At 68.7% G+C, this 17,641-nt stretch carries 14 protein-coding genes; 8 read left to right on the top strand and 6 right to left on the bottom strand.

The genetic code is table 11. The annotated features are described in order from the left end of the window. Positions 1-3: 3 nt before the first annotated feature. From dut to OL358_RS14470, 6 genes are all read left to right on the top strand, one after another. Positions 4-462, top strand: coding sequence for a dUTP diphosphatase (gene dut, locus OL358_RS14495; RefSeq protein ID WP_264710770.1), 459 nt, complete (start codon positions 4-6; stop codon positions 460-462). A 59-nt stretch (positions 463-521) separates the two neighbouring features. After that, complete coding sequence (locus tag OL358_RS14490; RefSeq protein WP_264710769.1) at positions 522-1,121, top strand: DUF3710 domain-containing protein; 600 nt, start codon at positions 522-524, stop codon at positions 1,119-1,121. Next, positions 1,118-1,906: a DUF3159 domain-containing protein gene (locus tag OL358_RS14485; RefSeq protein WP_264710768.1), complete on the top strand. Its 789-nt coding sequence runs from the start codon at positions 1,118-1,120 to the stop codon at positions 1,904-1,906. Before OL358_RS14490 ends, OL358_RS14485 begins: the two co-directional genes overlap by 4 nt. Before the next feature lie 137 nt (positions 1,907-2,043). Beyond that, complete coding sequence (locus OL358_RS14480; RefSeq protein WP_264710767.1) at positions 2,044-4,878, top strand: aconitate hydratase; 2,835 nt, start codon at positions 2,044-2,046, stop codon at positions 4,876-4,878. Between the two features lie 99 nt (positions 4,879-4,977). Next, positions 4,978-6,936, top strand: a complete 1,959-nt coding sequence (gene dxs / locus OL358_RS14475) for a 1-deoxy-D-xylulose-5-phosphate synthase (protein ID WP_264710766.1) — start codon at positions 4,978-4,980, stop codon at positions 6,934-6,936. A gap of 73 nt (positions 6,937-7,009) precedes the next feature. After that, complete coding sequence (locus OL358_RS14470) at positions 7,010-8,323, top strand: HNH endonuclease (RefSeq protein ID WP_264710765.1); 1,314 nt, start codon at positions 7,010-7,012, stop codon at positions 8,321-8,323. A gap of 210 nt (positions 8,324-8,533) precedes the next feature. On the opposite strand, the gene OL358_RS14465 is transcribed toward OL358_RS14470, so the two are convergent. The 4 genes from OL358_RS14465 to OL358_RS14450 form a co-directional block, all read right to left on the bottom strand. Further along, positions 8,534-10,678, bottom strand: a complete 2,145-nt coding sequence (locus OL358_RS14465; RefSeq protein WP_264710764.1) for a 3-hydroxyacyl-CoA dehydrogenase NAD-binding domain-containing protein — start codon at positions 10,676-10,678, stop codon at positions 8,534-8,536. Between the two features lie 11 nt (positions 10,679-10,689). Beyond that, a complete protein-coding gene (locus OL358_RS14460) occupies positions 10,690-11,892 on the bottom strand; it encodes a thiolase family protein (protein WP_264710763.1) in 1,203 nt (400 codons plus the stop codon). 72 nt (positions 11,893-11,964) lie between these two features. Further along, positions 11,965-13,164, bottom strand: coding sequence for a ribonuclease D (locus OL358_RS14455; protein WP_264710762.1), 1,200 nt, complete (start codon positions 13,162-13,164; stop codon positions 11,965-11,967). Next, positions 13,157-13,747 carry a DUF3000 domain-containing protein gene (locus OL358_RS14450; RefSeq protein WP_413631623.1) on the bottom strand — a complete coding sequence of 197 codons (591 nt, stop codon included), beginning with the start codon at positions 13,745-13,747 and terminating at the stop codon, positions 13,157-13,159. The genes OL358_RS14455 and OL358_RS14450 overlap by 8 nt, the downstream gene beginning before the upstream one ends. A 25-nt stretch (positions 13,748-13,772) precedes the next feature. Between OL358_RS14450 and OL358_RS14445 the strand changes: the two genes are divergently transcribed. Continuing rightward, positions 13,773-14,993, top strand: a complete 1,221-nt coding sequence (locus OL358_RS14445) for an alpha/beta hydrolase family protein (RefSeq protein WP_264710761.1) — start codon at positions 13,773-13,775, stop codon at positions 14,991-14,993. A 9-nt stretch (positions 14,994-15,002) separates the two neighbouring features. Here the strand turns inward: OL358_RS14445 and OL358_RS14440 are convergent, their stop codons facing one another. Beyond that, positions 15,003-15,443 (bottom strand): SufE family protein, encoded by a 441-nt coding sequence (locus OL358_RS14440; RefSeq protein WP_264710760.1) that lies wholly within the window; start codon positions 15,441-15,443, stop codon positions 15,003-15,005. A gap of 39 nt (positions 15,444-15,482) precedes the next feature. Beyond that, on the bottom strand, positions 15,483-16,385 hold the full coding sequence (locus OL358_RS14435) for a sulfurtransferase (RefSeq protein ID WP_264710759.1): 903 nt from the start codon (positions 16,383-16,385) through the stop codon (positions 15,483-15,485). Positions 16,386-16,507: 122 nt separating this feature from the next. On the opposite strand from OL358_RS14435, the gene zapE reads away from it, so the two are divergent. Beyond that, positions 16,508-17,533: a cell division protein ZapE gene (zapE, locus tag OL358_RS14430; protein ID WP_264710758.1), complete on the top strand. Its 1,026-nt coding sequence runs from the start codon at positions 16,508-16,510 to the stop codon at positions 17,531-17,533. The last annotated feature ends 108 nt before the right edge of the window (positions 17,534-17,641 follow it).

The raw sequence follows: 17,641 nt of genomic DNA, 5'->3' as shown, positions 1-17,641 counted from the left end.
TGGGTGACTGAAACGGTGGACGTCCCCATTATCGCTTCCGACGTCCCGGTGTACGCGCACCCGGGCGACGCCGGTGCCGACCTGGTCGCCGCCGAGGCCGTGCGCCTCGAGCCCGGCCGGCGGGCGATGGTGGGAACGGGAGTGCGCATCGCGCTGCCGGAGGGCCACGTCGCGTTCGTCGTCCCGCGCAGCGGGCTGGCGGCCAAGCACGGCATCACCGTCGTGAACGCCCCTGGCACCGTCGATGCGGGCTACCGCGGCGAGATCAAGGTCATCCTGCTCAACACCGATCCCGAGCACGCGCACGACATCGCCGTGGGCGACCGGATCGCTCAGCTGATCGTCATGCCCGTGCCTCGCGCGCGATTCATCCCCGTGGAGACTCTGCCCGACAGCGTTCGCGGCGAGGGCGGCTTCGGGTCCACCGGGCGGGGGCGCGGCGGAGCCGCCGACGAGCGCTAGCGAGTCCTCGCGGGGAGCTCCCCGCGACCGAGATATACACAGAAGGACGGAGTCCTCGCATGACCGATCCCACACCCGCAGACGCCCCGCAGAAGGACGCACCGGAGGACCGCGCGGTCACCGGACCCTTCGACGAGTCCGAGGCCAATCCGGTGCGGCCGTACATCGATCTCGGCGGCATCAAGATCCTTCCTCGTGAGGGGCTGAACCTGCGGCTCGAGGTCGAGGAGCAGACCAAGCGCATCGTCGCCGTCGGTCTCGACTACGCCGACTCGACGCTCCAGGTGCAGCCGTTCGCTGCCCCGCGCACGGCGGGGCTGTGGGCGGAGACGCGTGAGCAGATCCGTGCGCAGATCCGTCAGCAGGGCGGTCGTGTCGAGGAGCGCGAGGGCCCGTTGGGACCGGAGCTCCTGGCGGAGGTGCCCGTCGTCGCCGGACCTGACAGCTCGGCCGGCAAGCGCCTCGCCCGGTTCATCGGCGTCGACGGCCCGCGATGGTTCCTGCGCGGAGTCATCGGCGGCGCTGCGACGTCGGACGTCGAGGCCGCGGCCGCGGTCGAGGATCTCTTCCGTTCGATCGTCGTGGTGCGCGGCGGCTCACCGATGCCGCCGCGCGATCTCATCCCGCTGCGCATGCCTGCCACCCCCGGATCCGCGTGAGCGACGCATCGAAGCCCGAGGATGCCGAGCGCAGCGCCGACCTGACGCCGCCGCCCGCGACCGAGGCATCCGCTTCGGACCTTCTGGGTGCGGCGCTCGGCAGCGCCGCGAAGCGCGCCGGGCTCGACCCCGCCGAGGGCAAGTCCACGGGGCACGTGGTCTGGGCCGCGATGGGCGGCTGGCGCGGTGTGCTCGAGTCCGTCCTCCCCGGTGTCGTCTTCCTGGTCGCGTGGACGGCGACCTACGATCCCGCGACCCGATCGGGGAACCTTCTTCTCAGCCTCGTGCTGTCGGTCGGTCTCGCGGCGGTGTTCACCCTCGTTCGCCTGGTGCAGCGGCAGTCCGCCGCGGCCGCGATCGGCGGCCTGGTCGCGGCTGCGGCCGCCGCCGGCCTCTCGCTGCTGACGGGGAGGGGGGAGGACAGCTTCATCCCCGGGTTCATCACGAACGCGGTATACGGCACAGCCTTCCTCGTGTCAGCGCTCATCGGGTGGTCGCTGATCGGTCTGGCCGTCGGATTCCTCATGGGCGAGGGAACCGCGTGGCGTGCAGATAAGCGCAAGCGCCGGGTGTTCTTCTGGCTCGCGATCGCGTGGGCCTCGCTCTTCGCGGCACGGCTGCTGGTGCAGGTTCCGCTCTACTTCGCGGGCGACGTCACCGCTCTGGGCACGTTCAAGCTCGTGATGGGGCTGCCGCTGTTCGCGCCCCTCGTCGCGGTCACCTGGCTCGCCGTTCGCGCCCTCTACCCCCACCGTGAGTCGCGCGCCGATCCCGCCGCGGAGTGATACATTTATCTTGATATCAAGATAAATTCGCTCCGCCGAGGATTAGGTCACCCTCACTAGCCGAGGGGTCCCGGGCGGGGGAAGATGGGGAGTGCCGGGCTTCGATCCCGCTCCCGCCGCCGACGAAGGAGACAGACGTGTCCACGGTTGACAGCTTCGGTGCCAAGAGCACCCTGACGGTCGGCAGCACCGACTATGAGATCTTCCGCATCGACACGGTCGCGGGCTACGAGAATCTCCCGTTCAGCCTCAAGGTGCTGCTCGAGAACCTCCTCCGCACCGAGGACGGCGCGAACGTCACGAAGGCTCAGATCGAGGCCCTCGGATCCTGGAACCCGGCTGCCGAGCCCGACACCGAGATCCAGTTCACCCCCGCCCGTGTCGTCATGCAGGACTTCACCGGAGTGCCCTGCATCGTCGACCTCGCCACGATGCGTGAGGCTGTCGGCGCCCTCGGCGGCAACCCCGACAAGATCAACCCGCTCTCGCCCGCCGAGATGGTCATCGACCACTCGGTGATCGCCGACCTCTTCGGCACCGAGAACGCCCTCGAGCGCAACGTCGAGATCGAGTACGAGCGCAACGGCGAGCGCTACCAGTTCCTGCGCTGGGGCCAGACCGCCTTCGACGACTTCAAGGTCGTCCCCCCAGGCACGGGCATCGTGCACCAGGTGAACATCGAGCACCTCGCCAAGGTCATCTACGACCGCAGCGTCGACGGCGTCCTGCGTGCCTACCCCGACACGTGCGTCGGCACCGACTCCCACACCACGATGGTCAACGGCCTCGGCGTGCTCGGCTGGGGCGTCGGCGGCATCGAGGCCGAGGCCGCGATGCTCGGTCAGCCCGTGTCGATGCTCATCCCTCGCGTCGTCGGCTTCAAGCTGACCGGCGAGATCCCGGCCGGCGTCACGGCGACCGACGTCGTCCTGACGATCACCGACATGCTTCGCAAGCACGGCGTGGTCGGCAAGTTCGTCGAGTTCTACGGGGCGGGCGTGGCCTCCGTGCCGCTCGCCAACCGCGCCACCATCGGCAACATGAGCCCCGAGTTCGGCTCGACCGCCGCGATGTTCCCGATCGACGACGTCACGCTCGACTACCTGCGACTCACGGGCCGCAGCGAGCAGTCGGTGGCGCTCGTCGAGGAGTACGCGAAGCTGCAGAAGCTCTGGCACGACCCGTCGCACGAGCCGGCGTTCAGCGAGTACATGGAGCTCGACCTCTCGACGGTCGTCCCCTCCATCGCCGGACCGAAGCGCCCGCAGGACCGCATCCTGCTGTCCGAGGCGAAGTCGCAGTTCGAGGTCGACATCCTCAACTACGCCGAGGCGACGACCTCGGACGACATCATCGATCTGGAGTCGAAGCACTCGTTCCCCGCCTCCGACCCCGGTGCGGGCCCCGGCGACGAGCACGAGGAGACGCGCGTCGTGCACATCTCCAGCGGGGGACCTGCGGCGGCATCCAAGCCCGTCAAGGTCACGTCTCCTGACGGAACGACGTACATCCTCGACAACGGAGCGGTGACGCTCGCGGCGATCACGTCGTGCACCAATACGTCCAACCCGTCGGTCATGCTCGCCGCCGGACTCCTCGCGCGCAACGCGCTGCAGAAGGGTCTCAAGCAGAAGCCGTGGGTCAAGACGACGCTCGGCCCGGGCTCCAAGGTGGTCACCGACTACTACGAGAAGTCAGGTCTCGACAAGGCGCTCGAGGGTCTGGGCTTCTTCACGGTCGGCTACGGATGCACGATCTGCATCGGCAACTCGGGACCGCTCATCGAAGAGGTCTCGCACGCGATCAACGAGCACGACCTGGCTGTGACGGCCGTCCTCTCGGGCAACCGCAACTTCGAGGGTCGCATCAGCCCCGACGTCAAGATGAACTACCTCGCGTCGCCGCCCCTGGTCGTCGCCTACGCCCTCGCCGGCTCGATGCACTTCGACTTCGAGACGGACGCGTTGGGCAAGGACTCGGACGGGAACGATGTGTTCCTGAAGGACATCTGGCCCTCGCCCGAAGAGGTGCAGGCCACGATCGACACGTCGATCTCGCGTGAGCAGTTCATCAAGCAGTACGCCACCGTGTTCGAGGGTGACGAGCGCTGGAAGAGCCTGCCGACGCCCGACGACTCGGTCTTCCAGTGGGATGAGAACTCGACCTACGTCCGCAAGGCGCCCTACTTCGACGGCATGACGATGGAGCTCACGCCGGTCACCGACATCCACGGTGCCCGGGTCATGGCCACGCTCGGCGACTCCGTCACCACCGACCACATCAGCCCTGCCGGAAACATCAAGATCGGCACCCCCGCGGCGAAGTACCTCGAGGAGCACGGCGTCCGCCAGAAGGACTTCAACTCCTTCGGCTCGCGTCGTGGGAACCACGAAGTGATGATCCGCGGCACGTTCGCGAACATCCGCCTGAAGAACCTGCTCGTGAGCGCGGTCAACGACGGCGCGATCGTCGAGGGCGGCTTCACGCGCGACTTCACGCAGGAGGGCGGTCCGCAGTCGTTCATCTACGACGCATCGCAGAACTACCAGGCGGCGGGCACCCCGCTCGTGATCTTCGGCGGCAAGGAGTACGGCTCCGGCTCGTCGCGCGACTGGGCGGCCAAGGGCACGAGCCTCCTGGGCGTGAAGGCGGTCATCACCGAGAGCTTCGAGCGCATCCACCGGTCGAACCTGATCGGCATGGGCGTCGTCCCGCTGCAGTTCCCGGCGGGCCAGTCGTGGGAGTCGCTCGGCCTCGACGGCACCGAGATCGTCTCGATCACGGGCCTGGAGCAGCTCAACGAGGGCGTGACCCCGAAGACGGTGCGCGTCACCGCGGCGCCCAGCGAGTTCTCGGCCGAGGGTAAGGAGACCGTCGAGTTCGATGCGGTCGTGCGCATCGACACGCCGGGTGAAGCCGACTACTACCGCAACGGCGGCATTCTGCAGTACGTGCTGCGCTCGCTCGTCTGACGCATACCTGGAGGGGTCGGCAGCGCGCAAGCGCTCCGGCCCCTCCGGTGTGTCACGGGTAGACTGACAACGCCCAGCCGGGCCGGGAAGGGAGCGCGGATGTCGCTGCTGTCGTCGATCGCCGGACCCCGAGATCTCGATGCCCTGAGCACCGATCAGCTCGAGGAACTGGCGGGGGAGATCCGCGGCTTCCTCATCGAGAACGTCGCGCGCACGGGCGGTCACCTCGGACCGAACCTCGGCGTCGTCGAACTGACCATCGCCCTCCACCGTGTGTTCGACTCGCCGGCCGATCCGTTCGTGTTCGACACCGGGCATCAGTCCTACGTTCACAAGCTGCTCACAGGGCGCCAGGACTTCTCGGCGCTCCGCTCACGCGGTGGGCTGGCCGGCTACCCGCAGCGGTCGGAGAGTCCGCACGATGTCGTGGAGTCCTCCCACGCGTCCAGCTCGCTGAGCTGGGCGGACGGCGTCTCCCGCGCGCTGACGCGCACGGGCCGCAAAGATCGGCATGTGATCGCCGTGGTCGGCGACGGCGCGCTCACGGGTGGCATGACGTGGGAGGCGCTCAACAACATCTCCGACGACAACGACCGCAACCTGATCATCGTCGTCAACGACAACGGCCGCTCGTACGCGCCGACCATCGGCGGCATGGCCCGCTACCTCAACCGGGTGCGCACGGCGGATGCGTACCGCAACCTTCATCGCGGCTCCGACAGTCTGTTCCGCAAGCTCGGGCCCGCCGCACGCGCGGTGTATCGCGGCGTCCGCGGCGGAACCCACGGCTTCCTCTCGCGATTCACGAACAACGCCGCGCTGTACTCCAACCTCGACATCAAGTACCTCGGTCCGGTGGACGGTCACGATCTGCCGACCCTCATCGAGACGCTCGAGCTCGCGAAGACCTACGGTGCGCCGGTCATCGTGCATGCGATCACAGAGAAGGGCCGTGGCTACCAGCCGGCCCTCGACGACGAGGCCGACGCCTTCCACGCCGTCGGCAAGATCGACCCCGCGACAGGAAAGACGGTCGGCGGTTCCAGTGGTGCGACCGCCTGGACCGATGTCTTCGCAAATGAGCTCGTCGCAGTGGGGGAGCGGCGCGACGACATCATCGCCATGACGGCGGCGATGCTGCGCCCGACCGGGCTGCTGCCGTTCGCGCAGCGCTTCCCCGAGCGCGTGTACGACGTCGGCATCGCCGAGCAGCACGCCGTCGCATCGGCCGCGGGGCTCGCTTTCGGCGGACTGCACCCCGTCGTCGCCATCTACGCGACCTTCATGAATCGCGCCTTCGATCAGGTGCTGATGGATGTCGCGCTCCACCGCGCCGGCGTGACGTTCGTGCTCGACCGCGCCGGGGTCACCGGTCCCGACGGGCCGAGCCACCACGGCATCTGGGACCTTGCGATGCTCCAGATCGTGCCGCACATCCGCATCGCGGTCCCCCGGGACGAGCCGCGTCTGCGCGAGGTTCTGCAGGAGGCGGTCGAGGTCGAGGACGCACCGACCGTCATCCGCTTCCCGAAGGGCGCGGTGAGCCCTGAGCTTCCCGCCCTCGAGCGCCTCGACGACGGTGTGGACGTGCTCTCGCGATCGGATGCCGAGGACGTGCTCATCGTGGGCATCGGGCCGATGGCGCACATCGCCGTCGACGTCGCCGAGCGCCTGCGGGCGCAGGGGATCGGCTCGACCGTGGTCGACCCCCGGTGGGTGGTGCCGGTGCAGCCGTCGATCGTCGAGCTCGCGGCATCCCATCGCCTCGTCATCACGCTCGAGGACGGCATCCGTGTCGGAGGCATCGGCACCCGGGTGCGCCAGGTGCTGCGCGAGGCGGGCATCGACACCGCGGTCGACGAGCTCGGCCTTCCCGATGAGTTCATCGATCACGCGAGCCGCGAGCAGATCCTCGAGGACGCCGGACTCACTCCCGCGAAGATCGCGCAGGATGTCGTGTCGCAGGTTCTCGGAACGCGCATCCCCGTCGCGCGGGGCGCCACGAGCGAGATCCCGACGATCGGCTCACTTGCCAGAAGCGAGGAGAAGCAGCGCTAGGCACCGGGGCGGTCGCGGCTTGGTGATCGGCGCCGCGTGAGCGATGTCGGAGGTATGTTCTAATGTCTGTGACATGACATTCCTCCCCGACGCCTCGGACTTCGAGTCCGTCGACGCCGTGCCGGGATGGGCTGCTCCGGTTCCGGATGACGTGGAGTTGGTGACCGAGGTCGCGGGGATGATGTCGGTCTTCGCAGCCGAGCGGTTCGAACGCGTGGAACGGCTGCGGTCCAACGCGGTCGAGAACGCGGGTCAGTACGGCGGGGGCGCTGTGGAGATCGTCGAACGGTCGGTGCGTCTGGAGTTGGCTTCGGCGCTGGGGATGACAGAGAGCACGGCCGGCGCGCTTCTCGCGCAGGCCGACGCGTTGGTGCACCGGTATCCGGACGCGCTGGAAGCACTGGGACGGGCACGGATCACCGAACGGCACGCGATCGTCCTCGTGCAGCTGATGGATCTTGCGTCCCTCGACGTGCGCGAGCGGCTCACGGGGCGAGCGGTCGAGTTGGCGATGGAACTGCCCGTGGGATCTTTCCGCCGGCAGTTGCAGAGACTGATCGAGTCGGAGGAATCCGCCACACTCATGCAGCGACACGAGCAGGCGTTGACGAACCGTCGGATCGTCGTCGAGCCCGCAGCAGAGGGGATGGCGTGGCTGCACGCGTACCTGCCGGCGGTCGAAGCGCACGCGATTCACGACCGGGTCACGAGAATGGCGAAAGTCATCAACGCTGAGCCGGAAGAGACCCGGTCGTTGGATCAGACCCGCGCCGATGTGTTGTGCGACCTGCTCATCGACGGCTCGACTGCCGCTCATCCCGACGGGGCACGGGGAGTCCGTGCGACCGTCGCGGTGACGGTGCCGGCACTCGCGCTGCTGGCTGAGGACGACACCGCCCGCCACAGACAAGGGCTCGCCCCCGCGACGGTAGAAGGAGTAGGCCCCATCCCGCTCAGCGTGGCCAAGAACCTCTGCGGTGGAGACGAGCTCTGGATGCGGGTGCTCACCCACCCCGAGACCGGAATGGTGCTGTCGGTGGGTCGCACCCGGTACCGCCCACCACCGGCCCTGCGAAAGCTCATCAGGTGGCGCGCAGACCGGTGCATGGCCCCCGGATGCGGGATACCGGCGTCCAGGTGCGAGATCGACCACAACATCGCATGGGAGCATGGCGGCCACACCGCCCTCGATAACCACGCCCCGTTGTGCGTCGGGCACCACACGGTGAAGCATCACGGTGGCTGGGCTGTCGAGAACCTTCCCGACAAGGGCGGGGCGCTACTGTGGCGGTCGCCGACCGGGCGGCAGTACCTCGTCAAACCCGAACGGGCGGTCCCCGTCTTCCGTCCGTCCGGACCACCCGACGTGGCGGACGCGCCTTTCTAGCCCCGGCCCCAGCTCCGTCCCCGACCGTTGAATCCCGTCGAGCTCCGGCGCGCCGCGGTGATCCGACGCGCCGCTGAGCTCCGACGCGCCCGGATACACCCAGCGCTGCACGACCGACGTGCACGTCGCGTGGAGGGCGAAACCGCCGGGATCCGCGTCACTCGTCGTGCGGGATCCTGGCGGTTCGCCGTCAACCAGGCTGTCAGAACGTCAGGCGCCGATGCCCCTGATGACCGGGTGGTGGAACGTGTCGCCGAAGGTACGCTCCGACGCACCCTCGCGGTCGAGGTAGGGCGATGCGCCACCGTCGATGAACGGCCAGCCTGCGCCGAGGATGAGGCACAGGTCGATGTCCTCGACCTCGGGGACGACGCCCTCGTCGAGCATGATCCGGATCTCCTGCGCGAGGCCGTCCTGCACGCGCGCGAGAATCGTCGCGGCAGACGCCGGGGACGACCCCACGGCGGGCTTGAGCGCCTTCTCCGCAGCCTTGGTCCATCCGGTGACCCGGCCGCCCTTGTCCGTCTCGACGACCTCGGAGAGTTCCGCGAGAGCGTGGAAGTTCTCGTTCGCGTAGAACCGGTCGGGGAACGCCTTCACCATCGTGTCCTGCACGTGCGCGGCGACCTTCCAACCGACGAGGTCGATCAGCTGGAAGGGGCCCATCGGAAGTCCGAGTGGGGCGAAGGCCTTCTCCACCTCCGCGACGGGCGTGCCCTCGTACACGGCCCGCGCGGCCTCGCCCATCACCTTGGCGAGCAGGCGGTTGACGACGAAGCCGGGGGCATCGGCCGTCAGCACCGCATTCTTGCCGAGGTTCTTCGCGACGACGAACGCGGTCGAGAGCGCGGCATCCGACGTGTGCGGCGTCTTCACGATCTCGATCAGCGGCATGACCGCGACCGGGTTGAAGAAGTGGAAGCCGACCAGACGTTCGGGGTGAGCGAGCTTCGCGCCGATCTCCTCGACGGACAGCGACGAGGTGTTCGTGGCGAGGATGGCGTCCTCAGCGATGACCTTCTCGATCTCACCGAAGACCGTCTGCTTGACGCCGACCTCTTCGAAGACCGCCTCGATGACGAAGTCGCAGTCGGCGTAGAGGCTCTTGTCGGTCGTTCCGGTGACGAGCGCGCGAAGCTTGTTGGCACTGTCGCCGTCGAGTCGGCCCTTCGCCTCGAGCTTGCCGATCTCGTCGTGGATGTACGCCACACCCTTGTCGACGCGAGCCTGATCCAGGTCGGTGATGAGCACCGGGACCTGAAGCTTGCGCACGAACAGCAGCGCGAACTGGCTCGCCATGAGGCCGGCGCCGATGATGCCGACCTTTGTCACCTTCTTGGCGAGGCCCTTGTCGGGAGCGCCGACGGGACGCTTCGCGCGCTTCTGCACCAGATCGAAGGCGTACATGGATGCCGCGAACTGGTCGCCGACGACGAGGTCGGCCAGCGCCTCGTCCTCACGGGCGAACCCCTCGGCCTTCGTGCCGCTCTTCGCCTTGTCGAGCAGTTCGAGCGCCGCGTATGGCGACTTCGGGACGGTGCCGATCTTGGACTCGAGCATTCCGCGCGCGACCTTGATCGCGATCGGCCATTTCGTGAGGCGCTCGATCTTGCCCGGCTCGTTCTTCCGATGAACCTTCACGGAGCCGCCCAGCACCGCGTCGGCCCAGCGCAGCGAATCCTCGAGGAAGTTCGCGGCGGGGAAGATCGCATCGACGATCCCGTAGTCGAACGCCTGCTGCGGCTTGAGCATGCGGTTCTGCTTGAGCGGGTTCGAGACGACCACCTCGAGCGCGTTCTCGATGCCGATCAGGTTCGGCAGCAGGTACGCGCCACCCCAGCCCGGGATGATGCCGAGGAACACCTCGGGCAGTGCGATCGCGGCGGCCGAGGCATCCACCGTCCGGTACGTGGAGTTGAGCGCGATCTCGAGCCCGCCACCGAGCGCGAGTCCGTTGACGAAGGCGAACGCAGGTACACCGAGCTCCGACAGCTTGCCGAAGACGTGGTGCCCGAGCTGCGCGATGAGACGGGCGTTGTCCTTGGAGCCGACCTTCGAGATGTCGGAAAGGTCGGCGCCGGCGGCCAGGATGTACTGCTTGCCCGTGACCGCGACGGCCTGGATCTCGCCGGCCGCCGCCCGCGCGGTGAGCGCATCGAGCGTCTGGCCGAGGTGCTTCAGCGTGGTCGGACCGAGCGTGTTCGGTCGTGTGTGGTCCCGACCGTTGTCGAGGGTCACCAGTGCGAGCACCTTGCCCGAGGGCAGCCGGATGTCGCGCACGCGGGAGTGCGTCACCACTTCGCCTTCGGCAAGGGCGTCCAGCGGGGAGAAGTCGATCTCTTCGTAGTTCGTCATTCGAGGCGGTCCTACTTCTTCTTGCCGTCGTAGTGCGGGTTCTCCCAGATGACCGAGCCGCCCTGACCGAGGCCCACGCACATCGCCGTGAGGCCGTACCGGACGTCGGGACGTTCGGCGAACTGCGCCGCGAGCTGGATCATGAGGCGCACGCCCGAGGCCGCCAGCGGATGGCCGAGGGCGATCGCGCCGCCCCACTGGTTCACGCGCGGATCGTCGTCGGCGATGCCGAAGTGGTCGAGGAGCGAGATCACCTGGATGGCGAACGCCTCGTTGAGCTCGAACAGACCGATGTCGGCGATCGTGAGGCCGGCCTTCTTGAGCGCCTTCTCCGTCGACGGAATCGGACCGATGCCCATGATCTCGGGCTGGACGCCGGCGAAGGCGAACGAGACGAGCTTCATCTTGGGGGCGAGCCCGAGCTCCTTGACGGCGCCGCCACCGGCGAGGAGCGACATGGTCGCCCCATCGGTGAGCGGCGACGAGGTGCCGGCGGTCACGCGTCCGTGCGGACGGAACGGGGTCTTGAGGGCGGCGAGGTCGTCCATCGTCGTCTGCGGGCGGCGGCCTTCGTCCTCGGTCGCGAGACCCCACGAGCCGTCGGCATCCTTGACAGCGACCGAAACCAGGTCGGGCTGGAACTTTCCGGCGTCGTAGGCGGCCTGCGCCTTGTGCTGGCTCAGCATGCCGTAGCGGTCGGAGCGCTCCTTGGTGAGGTGCGGGAACCGATCGAAGATGCGCTCCGCGGTGACACCCATGTTGAGCGCGCCCGGATCGACCATGCGCTCCGCGACGAAACGCGGGTTCGGGTCGGCATTGCCCCCGATCGGGTGGTGTCCCATGTGCTCGACGCCGCCCGCGAGGGCGATGTCGTACATGCCGACGCCGATAGACCCGGCCATCGTGGTGACGCTCGTCATCGCGCCCGCGCACATGCGGTCGATCGCGAACCCCGGAACCGTCTGAGGGAGCCCCGCGAGAATCGCGACGCTGCGCCCGAGCGTGAGCCCCTGGTCGCCCGTCTGCGACGTCGCGGCGATCGCCACATCGTCGATGCGGTCGGTCGGAACGTCCGCGTTGCGCTCCATGAGCCCGATCGTCGCCTTCACGGCGAGATCATCCGATCGGGTGTTCCAGTACATGCCCTTCTCGCCGGCGCGCCCGAAGGGGGTGCGCATTCCATCGACGAAGAAGACGTCCGAAAGCTCGGCCACTCTGCCTCCAAAAATAGGGATGCCGCCAGCCTAGGAGCGCGCTCGGAAGCGCCGGAATCGGGTGGGGGAATCCTACGAAGCGTCTTCGGACGCCGTCACGGCCGATTGCACGGAACCCACAAAGGCATCGGCGATCACCTGTGAGGTCTGCGCAATCTGCCATGCGCGTGCGCCGAGTGCCTCGAGGGCTTCGCCGACGGATGCCGCGGTCACCGGATCGGGCGGAGACCAGGCCACGCGGCGCAGCAGGTCGGGCGTGAGCAGGTTCTCGGTCGGCATCTTCAGCTCGCGCGCGAGCTCTTCCACGACGGGCCGAGCGGCCTTCAAGCGCGCATCGGCTTCCGGGTTGCGGTCCGGCCAGGCGCGCGGCGGGGGGAGCGTGTCGCCACCGGGGACGCGTTCGAGGGGCAGGTCGGTCGCGGCGCGTCCGTCCTCGAACGCCAGCCACCAGCGATCGAGCTGCATGCGACTCGCCCGGCCGGTGAACTCCTTCACGGACGCGAGCTCGGACTTCGACTTCGGGTCCGCCATCACCGCGGCCACGAGCGCGCGATCGGGCACGAGCCTTCCGGGGGCGACATCCTGTTCGCGGGCGTAGTCCTCGCGCGCCGTCCACAGCGAGCGGGCGATCGCGAGCGACCGCCGCCCCCGCACGAGGTGCAGACCGCTCAGGCGCCGCCACGGGTCGTCGCGCGGGGGCTTGGGTTCGCGTTCGAGCACGGCGCGGAACTCCTCGGCGGCGTACTCTGTCTTGCCCTGCTCGGCGAGCTCGGCGACGAGGATGTCGCGCACGTCGACGAGGTGCTCGACATCGAGCGCGGCGTACTCCAGCCAGGACTGCGGAAGCGGGCGTGTGGACCAGTCCGACGCCGAATGGGCCTTTGCGAGCGTGATCCCCAGCGTGTCTTCGACGACGGCTCCCAGGCCGACGCGCTCATGGCCGAGGAGGCGAGCGGCGAGCTCCGTGTCGAACATCGTCTTGGGCTCGAGCTCGAGCTCGCGCAGCGACGGGAGATCCTGGCTCGCCGCGTGGAGGATCCATTCGGCGTCGCCGATCGCGTCCTGCAGGGCCGAGAAGTCGCCGATCGGCGGCGGATCGAAGAGGAACACGCCCGCGCCGCGCCGGTAGACCTGAACGAGGTAGGCGCGTTGCGAATAGCGGAATCCTGACGCGCGTTCGACGTCGACGGCCACCGGGCCGTGCCCGAGGGCCAGTTGCTGCGCGGCGTCCCGAAAGTCGTCGAGACGATCGATGACGACGTATTCAGTCACGCGGCACCTTGCGTGAACCCAGCATTGCGATCCCTTCCGAGCCCGGGGGAAGACCCGCGAGCATGCACACCAACTCCGCCCATGCTTCCACGTGCGGCGCGATCTCGCCCTCGGGCGACCAGGACGCGCGCAGTTCGATCTGCGCTCCGTCCCCCTCCGCGGCCAGCGAACCGAACCCCTTCGAAAGGGTCTTCGTGGCGGTGCCGGATGCCGAGTGGTAGCCCGCGCCCCGCGAGCTGAGCGCATCCGTCAGCCAGGCCCACGCGACATCCGCCAGCATCGGGTCGATCCCGATGTCGGGTTCGAGCGGCGCCTGGGCGAAGCTCACGATCCGCCACGGTCCGTTCCACTGGGAGGGCTCGTCGGCGTCGTGGAGGAGCACCAGCCGCCCTGTGCCGTAGACGGACTCCTCGCCTTCGCCCTCGGGACGCACATCGCCCCGAAGGGCCAGAGCGTCCGGGGCCAGCCCCGAGGGCGCCGCGATCTCGCTCACCGAGATGTCGTCGCGGAAAACGATGGCCCGCACGGACTCGGCAGCATGCGCGAACGGCGTCATAGCCGCCGGAGGACGAAGCTCAGCCACTCGGACAGACTAGAGTGAGGCCTCGATGGCCGCTCCCAGGCGCGCCGCGATCCGCGGCGCATCACCCGCCCTCCTGACCGGAGTCAGGGCCGCGCTCACGATCCTCAGCGTGGCTCTCACCGGCGTGCTCGCAGCGACCGCCGTGGCCTCGATCCACATGGCGCGCCGCGTCGTCACGCCCGCGCTCCGGCGCGCCGACACCCGCATCCTCTCGCTCGACACAGCCGCGCAGACGATCACGCTCTCGCGCACGCCGGATACCGAGCTGCCCGGTCGCTATGGCCTGTTCACGAGCGGGACGTCCGACTACGTCAAGCTCGGCACGGTGCTGTCGGAGGACGCGACCACGGTCAAGCGCAAGCTGCTCACCCACGTCGGCGTCGATGCGCGGCTGTCGCCTGATGCGGCGTTCAGCGGCTGGTATTACGACCGTCCCGAGCAGCTGCAGCTGGCGCACAGCCCCGAACTCATCGGCTCGTCGGTCGGCCCGTGCCCGGCGTGGCTCTTCCCGGCCGGCGACGGCGAGGTCTGGGTCATCCAGGTGCACGGCCGCGGCACGACGCGCGCCGAATGCCTGCGCGCGGTCCCGCTGTTCCACGGACTCGGCATCACCACGCTGGTCGTCTCGTACCGCAACGACGGCGAAGCACCGCGCAGTCGAGCCGGCACGTACACCCTCGGCGCCACCGAGTGGCGCGACGTCGACGCCGCCGTCGGCTTCGCGCGGCGCCGTGGTGCGCGGCGCATCATCCTGATGGGCTGGTCGATGGGCGGCGCGATCGCGCTGCAGGTCTCGCTGAACTCCGCACACCGCGGATCGATCGCCGGGCTCATCCTCGAGTCGCCCGTGGTGGACTGGCGCGTCGTGCTCGAGTACCAGGCGCGCATGATGAACGTGCCGCATACGGTGAGCGGCCTTGCGATCGAGGCGCTGCGGCACGAGTGGACAGCCCCGATCACGCGAGCGGGGAGCGCGATCCCGTTCGACCGGCTCGACGTCGTGTCGCGCGCGGCGGAGCTGCGGCATCCGATGCTCATCCTTCACAGCGACGACGACGGATTCGTGCCGTCGGATGCTTCGCACGACCTCGTGGTGGCGCGCCCCGATCTGGTGCAGCTCGAGGTGTTCGAGGTCGCGCGTCACACCAAGCTGTGGAACTACGACCAGGACCGCTGGACAGACCGGATCACGGTCTGGCTCGCCGAGCAGGGGTTCACCGAGGCATCCGTCTCGGCCGACGCCTGAACCGGCTCCTCAGCCGGGCCGCTTGGCGAGGACCTGACGCTTCGCGCGCATCAGCATGCCGGTCATGCCCGAGATGCGCAGCGGCGAGACCACCCTGGTCAGTCCGATCGACTGCGGGTAGTCCGCCGGGATCGCGAGGACCTCGTCGGCCGTCAGGCCGGTGATGCCCTGCGCCAGGATGCTCGCGAAACCGCGCGTGGTGGGAGCCTCGCGCGGGGCCGTCGCGTGCATGGCGACGACGCCGTCCTCCGAGACGTCGACGACGATGAAGACGGGGGACTGGCATTCCGCCACGCGCTCGTACAGCTCGGGGTGGTTCTCGTACTCCGCCGGAACGGCCGGCAGGTCCTGCGAGTACTCGAGGAGCAGCTGAAGGCGGTCGGCCTCGGGCAGCTCGAGGAACTCGTCGCGGATCTCGGCGAGGCTGTCGGGAAGGTCGGCGTCGGTCATCCCCGCCATCCTTTCACGCGTGGAGGGGTCAGCCCCGGCTCAGCGTGCGGGGACCTCGCCCGGCTCGGCGCCCGTCGCGATGGGCACCCGCACCGCGCTGCCCCACTCCGTCCACGATCCGTCGTAGTTGCGGACATCCTCGAACCCGAGCAGGTGCGTGAGGACGAACCACGTGTGGCTCGACCGCTCGCCGATGCGGCAGTACGCCACGACGGCATCGCCGTCGCGCAGCCCGACCTCGTCCCGGTAGATCGCCTCGAGCTCCGCGCGGCTCTTGAAGCCGCCGTCCTCGGCGACCGCGCGCGCCCACGGCACGTTCTTCGCGGTGGGAATGTGTCCGGCACGCAGGGCGCCCTCCTCGGGGTAGGCCGGAGCGGAGGTTCGCGAGCCGTCGTACTCCTCCGGGGAGCGCACGTCGATCAGCGGACGCCCGAGGTGCGCGAGAACGTCTTCCTTGTAGGCCCGCAGCTTCGTGTCGTCGCGCTCGATCACCGGGTACACGGTCGGTGCCGGGACGGGCTTGTCGGTGGTGATCGGCCGCCCCTCCGCGATCCACTTGTCGCGTCCGCCGTCGAGAAGGCGGACGTCCTCGTGCCCGAACAGGGAGAACACCCACAGGGCGTACGCGGCCCACCAGTTGTTCTTGTCGCCGTAGACGACGATCGTGTCGTCGCGCGAGATGCCCTTGGCGGACAGCAGGCGCGCGAATCCCTCGCCGTCGACGTAGTCGCGGACGACCGGGTCGTTCAGCTCGGTGTGCCAGTCGACCTTGACGGCGCCCGGGATGTGGCCGGTCTCGTACAGCAGGACGTCCTCGTCGGACTCGACGACGACCAGGCCGGGGGAGCCCAGCCGCTCCTGGAGCCAGTCTCCCGTGACCAGACGGCCGGGTTCGGCGTACTCGGCGAACTTCTGCGACGACGTGTCGGTCTCGACGGTCATGGGCTGCTCCTCGGGTCCGGGGCGGAAACATGTGACGACTAGGGTTGAACCGTCGACTTCGACCTTAGATTCCCGCGGGACGCCGCATCCGGCTCCCGTAAGACTCCGACACAGGATCCCCTATGAGCGCGCCCGCCCCGACCGGCATCGTCCACCTCGCGGACCGCACACCCCAGCTCGCCGGCGCCGACATGGTCGCCGCCCTCGTCCCGCCGCCGCAGTTCGCCGATGCGACGTTCGAGACGTACCGCGCGGATGCCGCGTTCCCGTCGCAGCAGGAGGCCAAGGACCTGCTGCAGGTGTTCGCCGGCGCCGCGCAGCCGGCCAAGGGAGGCTTCTTCCGCAAGGCCAAGCGCCCCGAGACCAAACCCGGCATCTACCTCGACGGCGGCTTCGGCGTCGGCAAGACCCACCTTCTCGCCGCGGTCTACCACGCGATGCCCGCCCGCCGGAAGTACTTCGGCTCGTTCATCGAGTACACGGCACTCGTCGGGGCGATGGGATACAAGAACACGGTCGAGCTCTTCCGCGGAGCCGACCTCCTCTGCATCGACGAGTTCGAGCTCGACGACCCGGGCGACACGATGGTCATGACGCGCCTGCTCGGCGAGCTCGTGGCATCCGGAACGCGGCTGGCTGCGACATCCAACACCCCGCCCAACGCCCTCGGCGAGGGACGCTTCGCCGCGCAGGACTTCCTGCGCGAGATCCACGCGATGGCATCGAGCTTCCAGACCATCCGCATCGACGGCACCGACTACCGTCATCGCGCGGTCGACGGGCACGCCGCGGTTCTCACTACGGCGCAGTACGACGCGGCGATCGCGGATGCCGCCGCCCGCGGCGTCGCTTCGGACGACTCCTTCGCCGATCTGATCGCGCACCTGGCACGCGTTCATCCGTCGCGCTACATCCGTCTCATCGAGGGGCTCTCGGTCGTGGGCCTGCGAGACGTTGAGCCCTTCGCCGATCAGTCTGCCGCGCTGCGCTTCGTCGCGTTCATCGACCGCGTCTACGACGCGGAGCTCCCGATCCGCGCGACCGGGACATCGCTGGACCTCGTCTTCCCCGATGAGATGCTCGCCGGCGGGTACCGCAAGAAGTACCTGCGCGCCGTGTCACGTCTCGTTGCGTCGACTCTCGCCTGATTCCCGGGGCCGGTGAGGCGCGCCGAAACACGATGTTTACGCACGCGCACCTCCCGTAACCGACGGGAAACACAGGGTGAACCGCGATGGAAACGGGCGGTAGCGACA

It is taken from the genome of Microbacterium sp. SSM24, assembly GCF_025989145.1.
Classification (GTDB): domain Bacteria; phylum Actinomycetota; class Actinomycetes; order Actinomycetales; family Microbacteriaceae; genus Microbacterium.
Note: the sequence above shows the minus strand (reverse complement) of the source record. Positions and strands in the feature narration are given on the sequence as shown.

Bases quoted from the DNA above. Each gene is read 5' to 3' on its own strand.
- OL358_RS14490 (WP_264710769.1), top strand. From the start codon at position 522: ATGACCGATCCCACACCCGCAGACGCCCCGCAGAAGGACGCACCGGAG.
- OL358_RS14445 (WP_264710761.1), top strand. From the start codon at position 13,773: ATGGCCGCTCCCAGGCGCGCCGCGATCCGCGGCGCATCACCCGCCCTC.
- dxs (WP_264710766.1), top strand. From the start codon at position 4,978: ATGTCGCTGCTGTCGTCGATCGCCGGACCCCGAGATCTCGATGCCCTG.
- OL358_RS14440 (WP_264710760.1), bottom strand. From the start codon at position 15,443: ATGACCGACGCCGACCTTCCCGACAGCCTCGCCGAGATCCGCGACGAG.
- OL358_RS14470 (WP_264710765.1), top strand. From the start codon at position 7,010: ATGACATTCCTCCCCGACGCCTCGGACTTCGAGTCCGTCGACGCCGTG.
- zapE (WP_264710758.1), top strand. From the start codon at position 16,508: ATGAGCGCGCCCGCCCCGACCGGCATCGTCCACCTCGCGGACCGCACA.
- OL358_RS14465 (WP_264710764.1), bottom strand. From the start codon at position 10,678: ATGACGAACTACGAAGAGATCGACTTCTCCCCGCTGGACGCCCTTGCC.
- OL358_RS14435 (WP_264710759.1), bottom strand. From the start codon at position 16,385: ATGACCGTCGAGACCGACACGTCGTCGCAGAAGTTCGCCGAGTACGCC.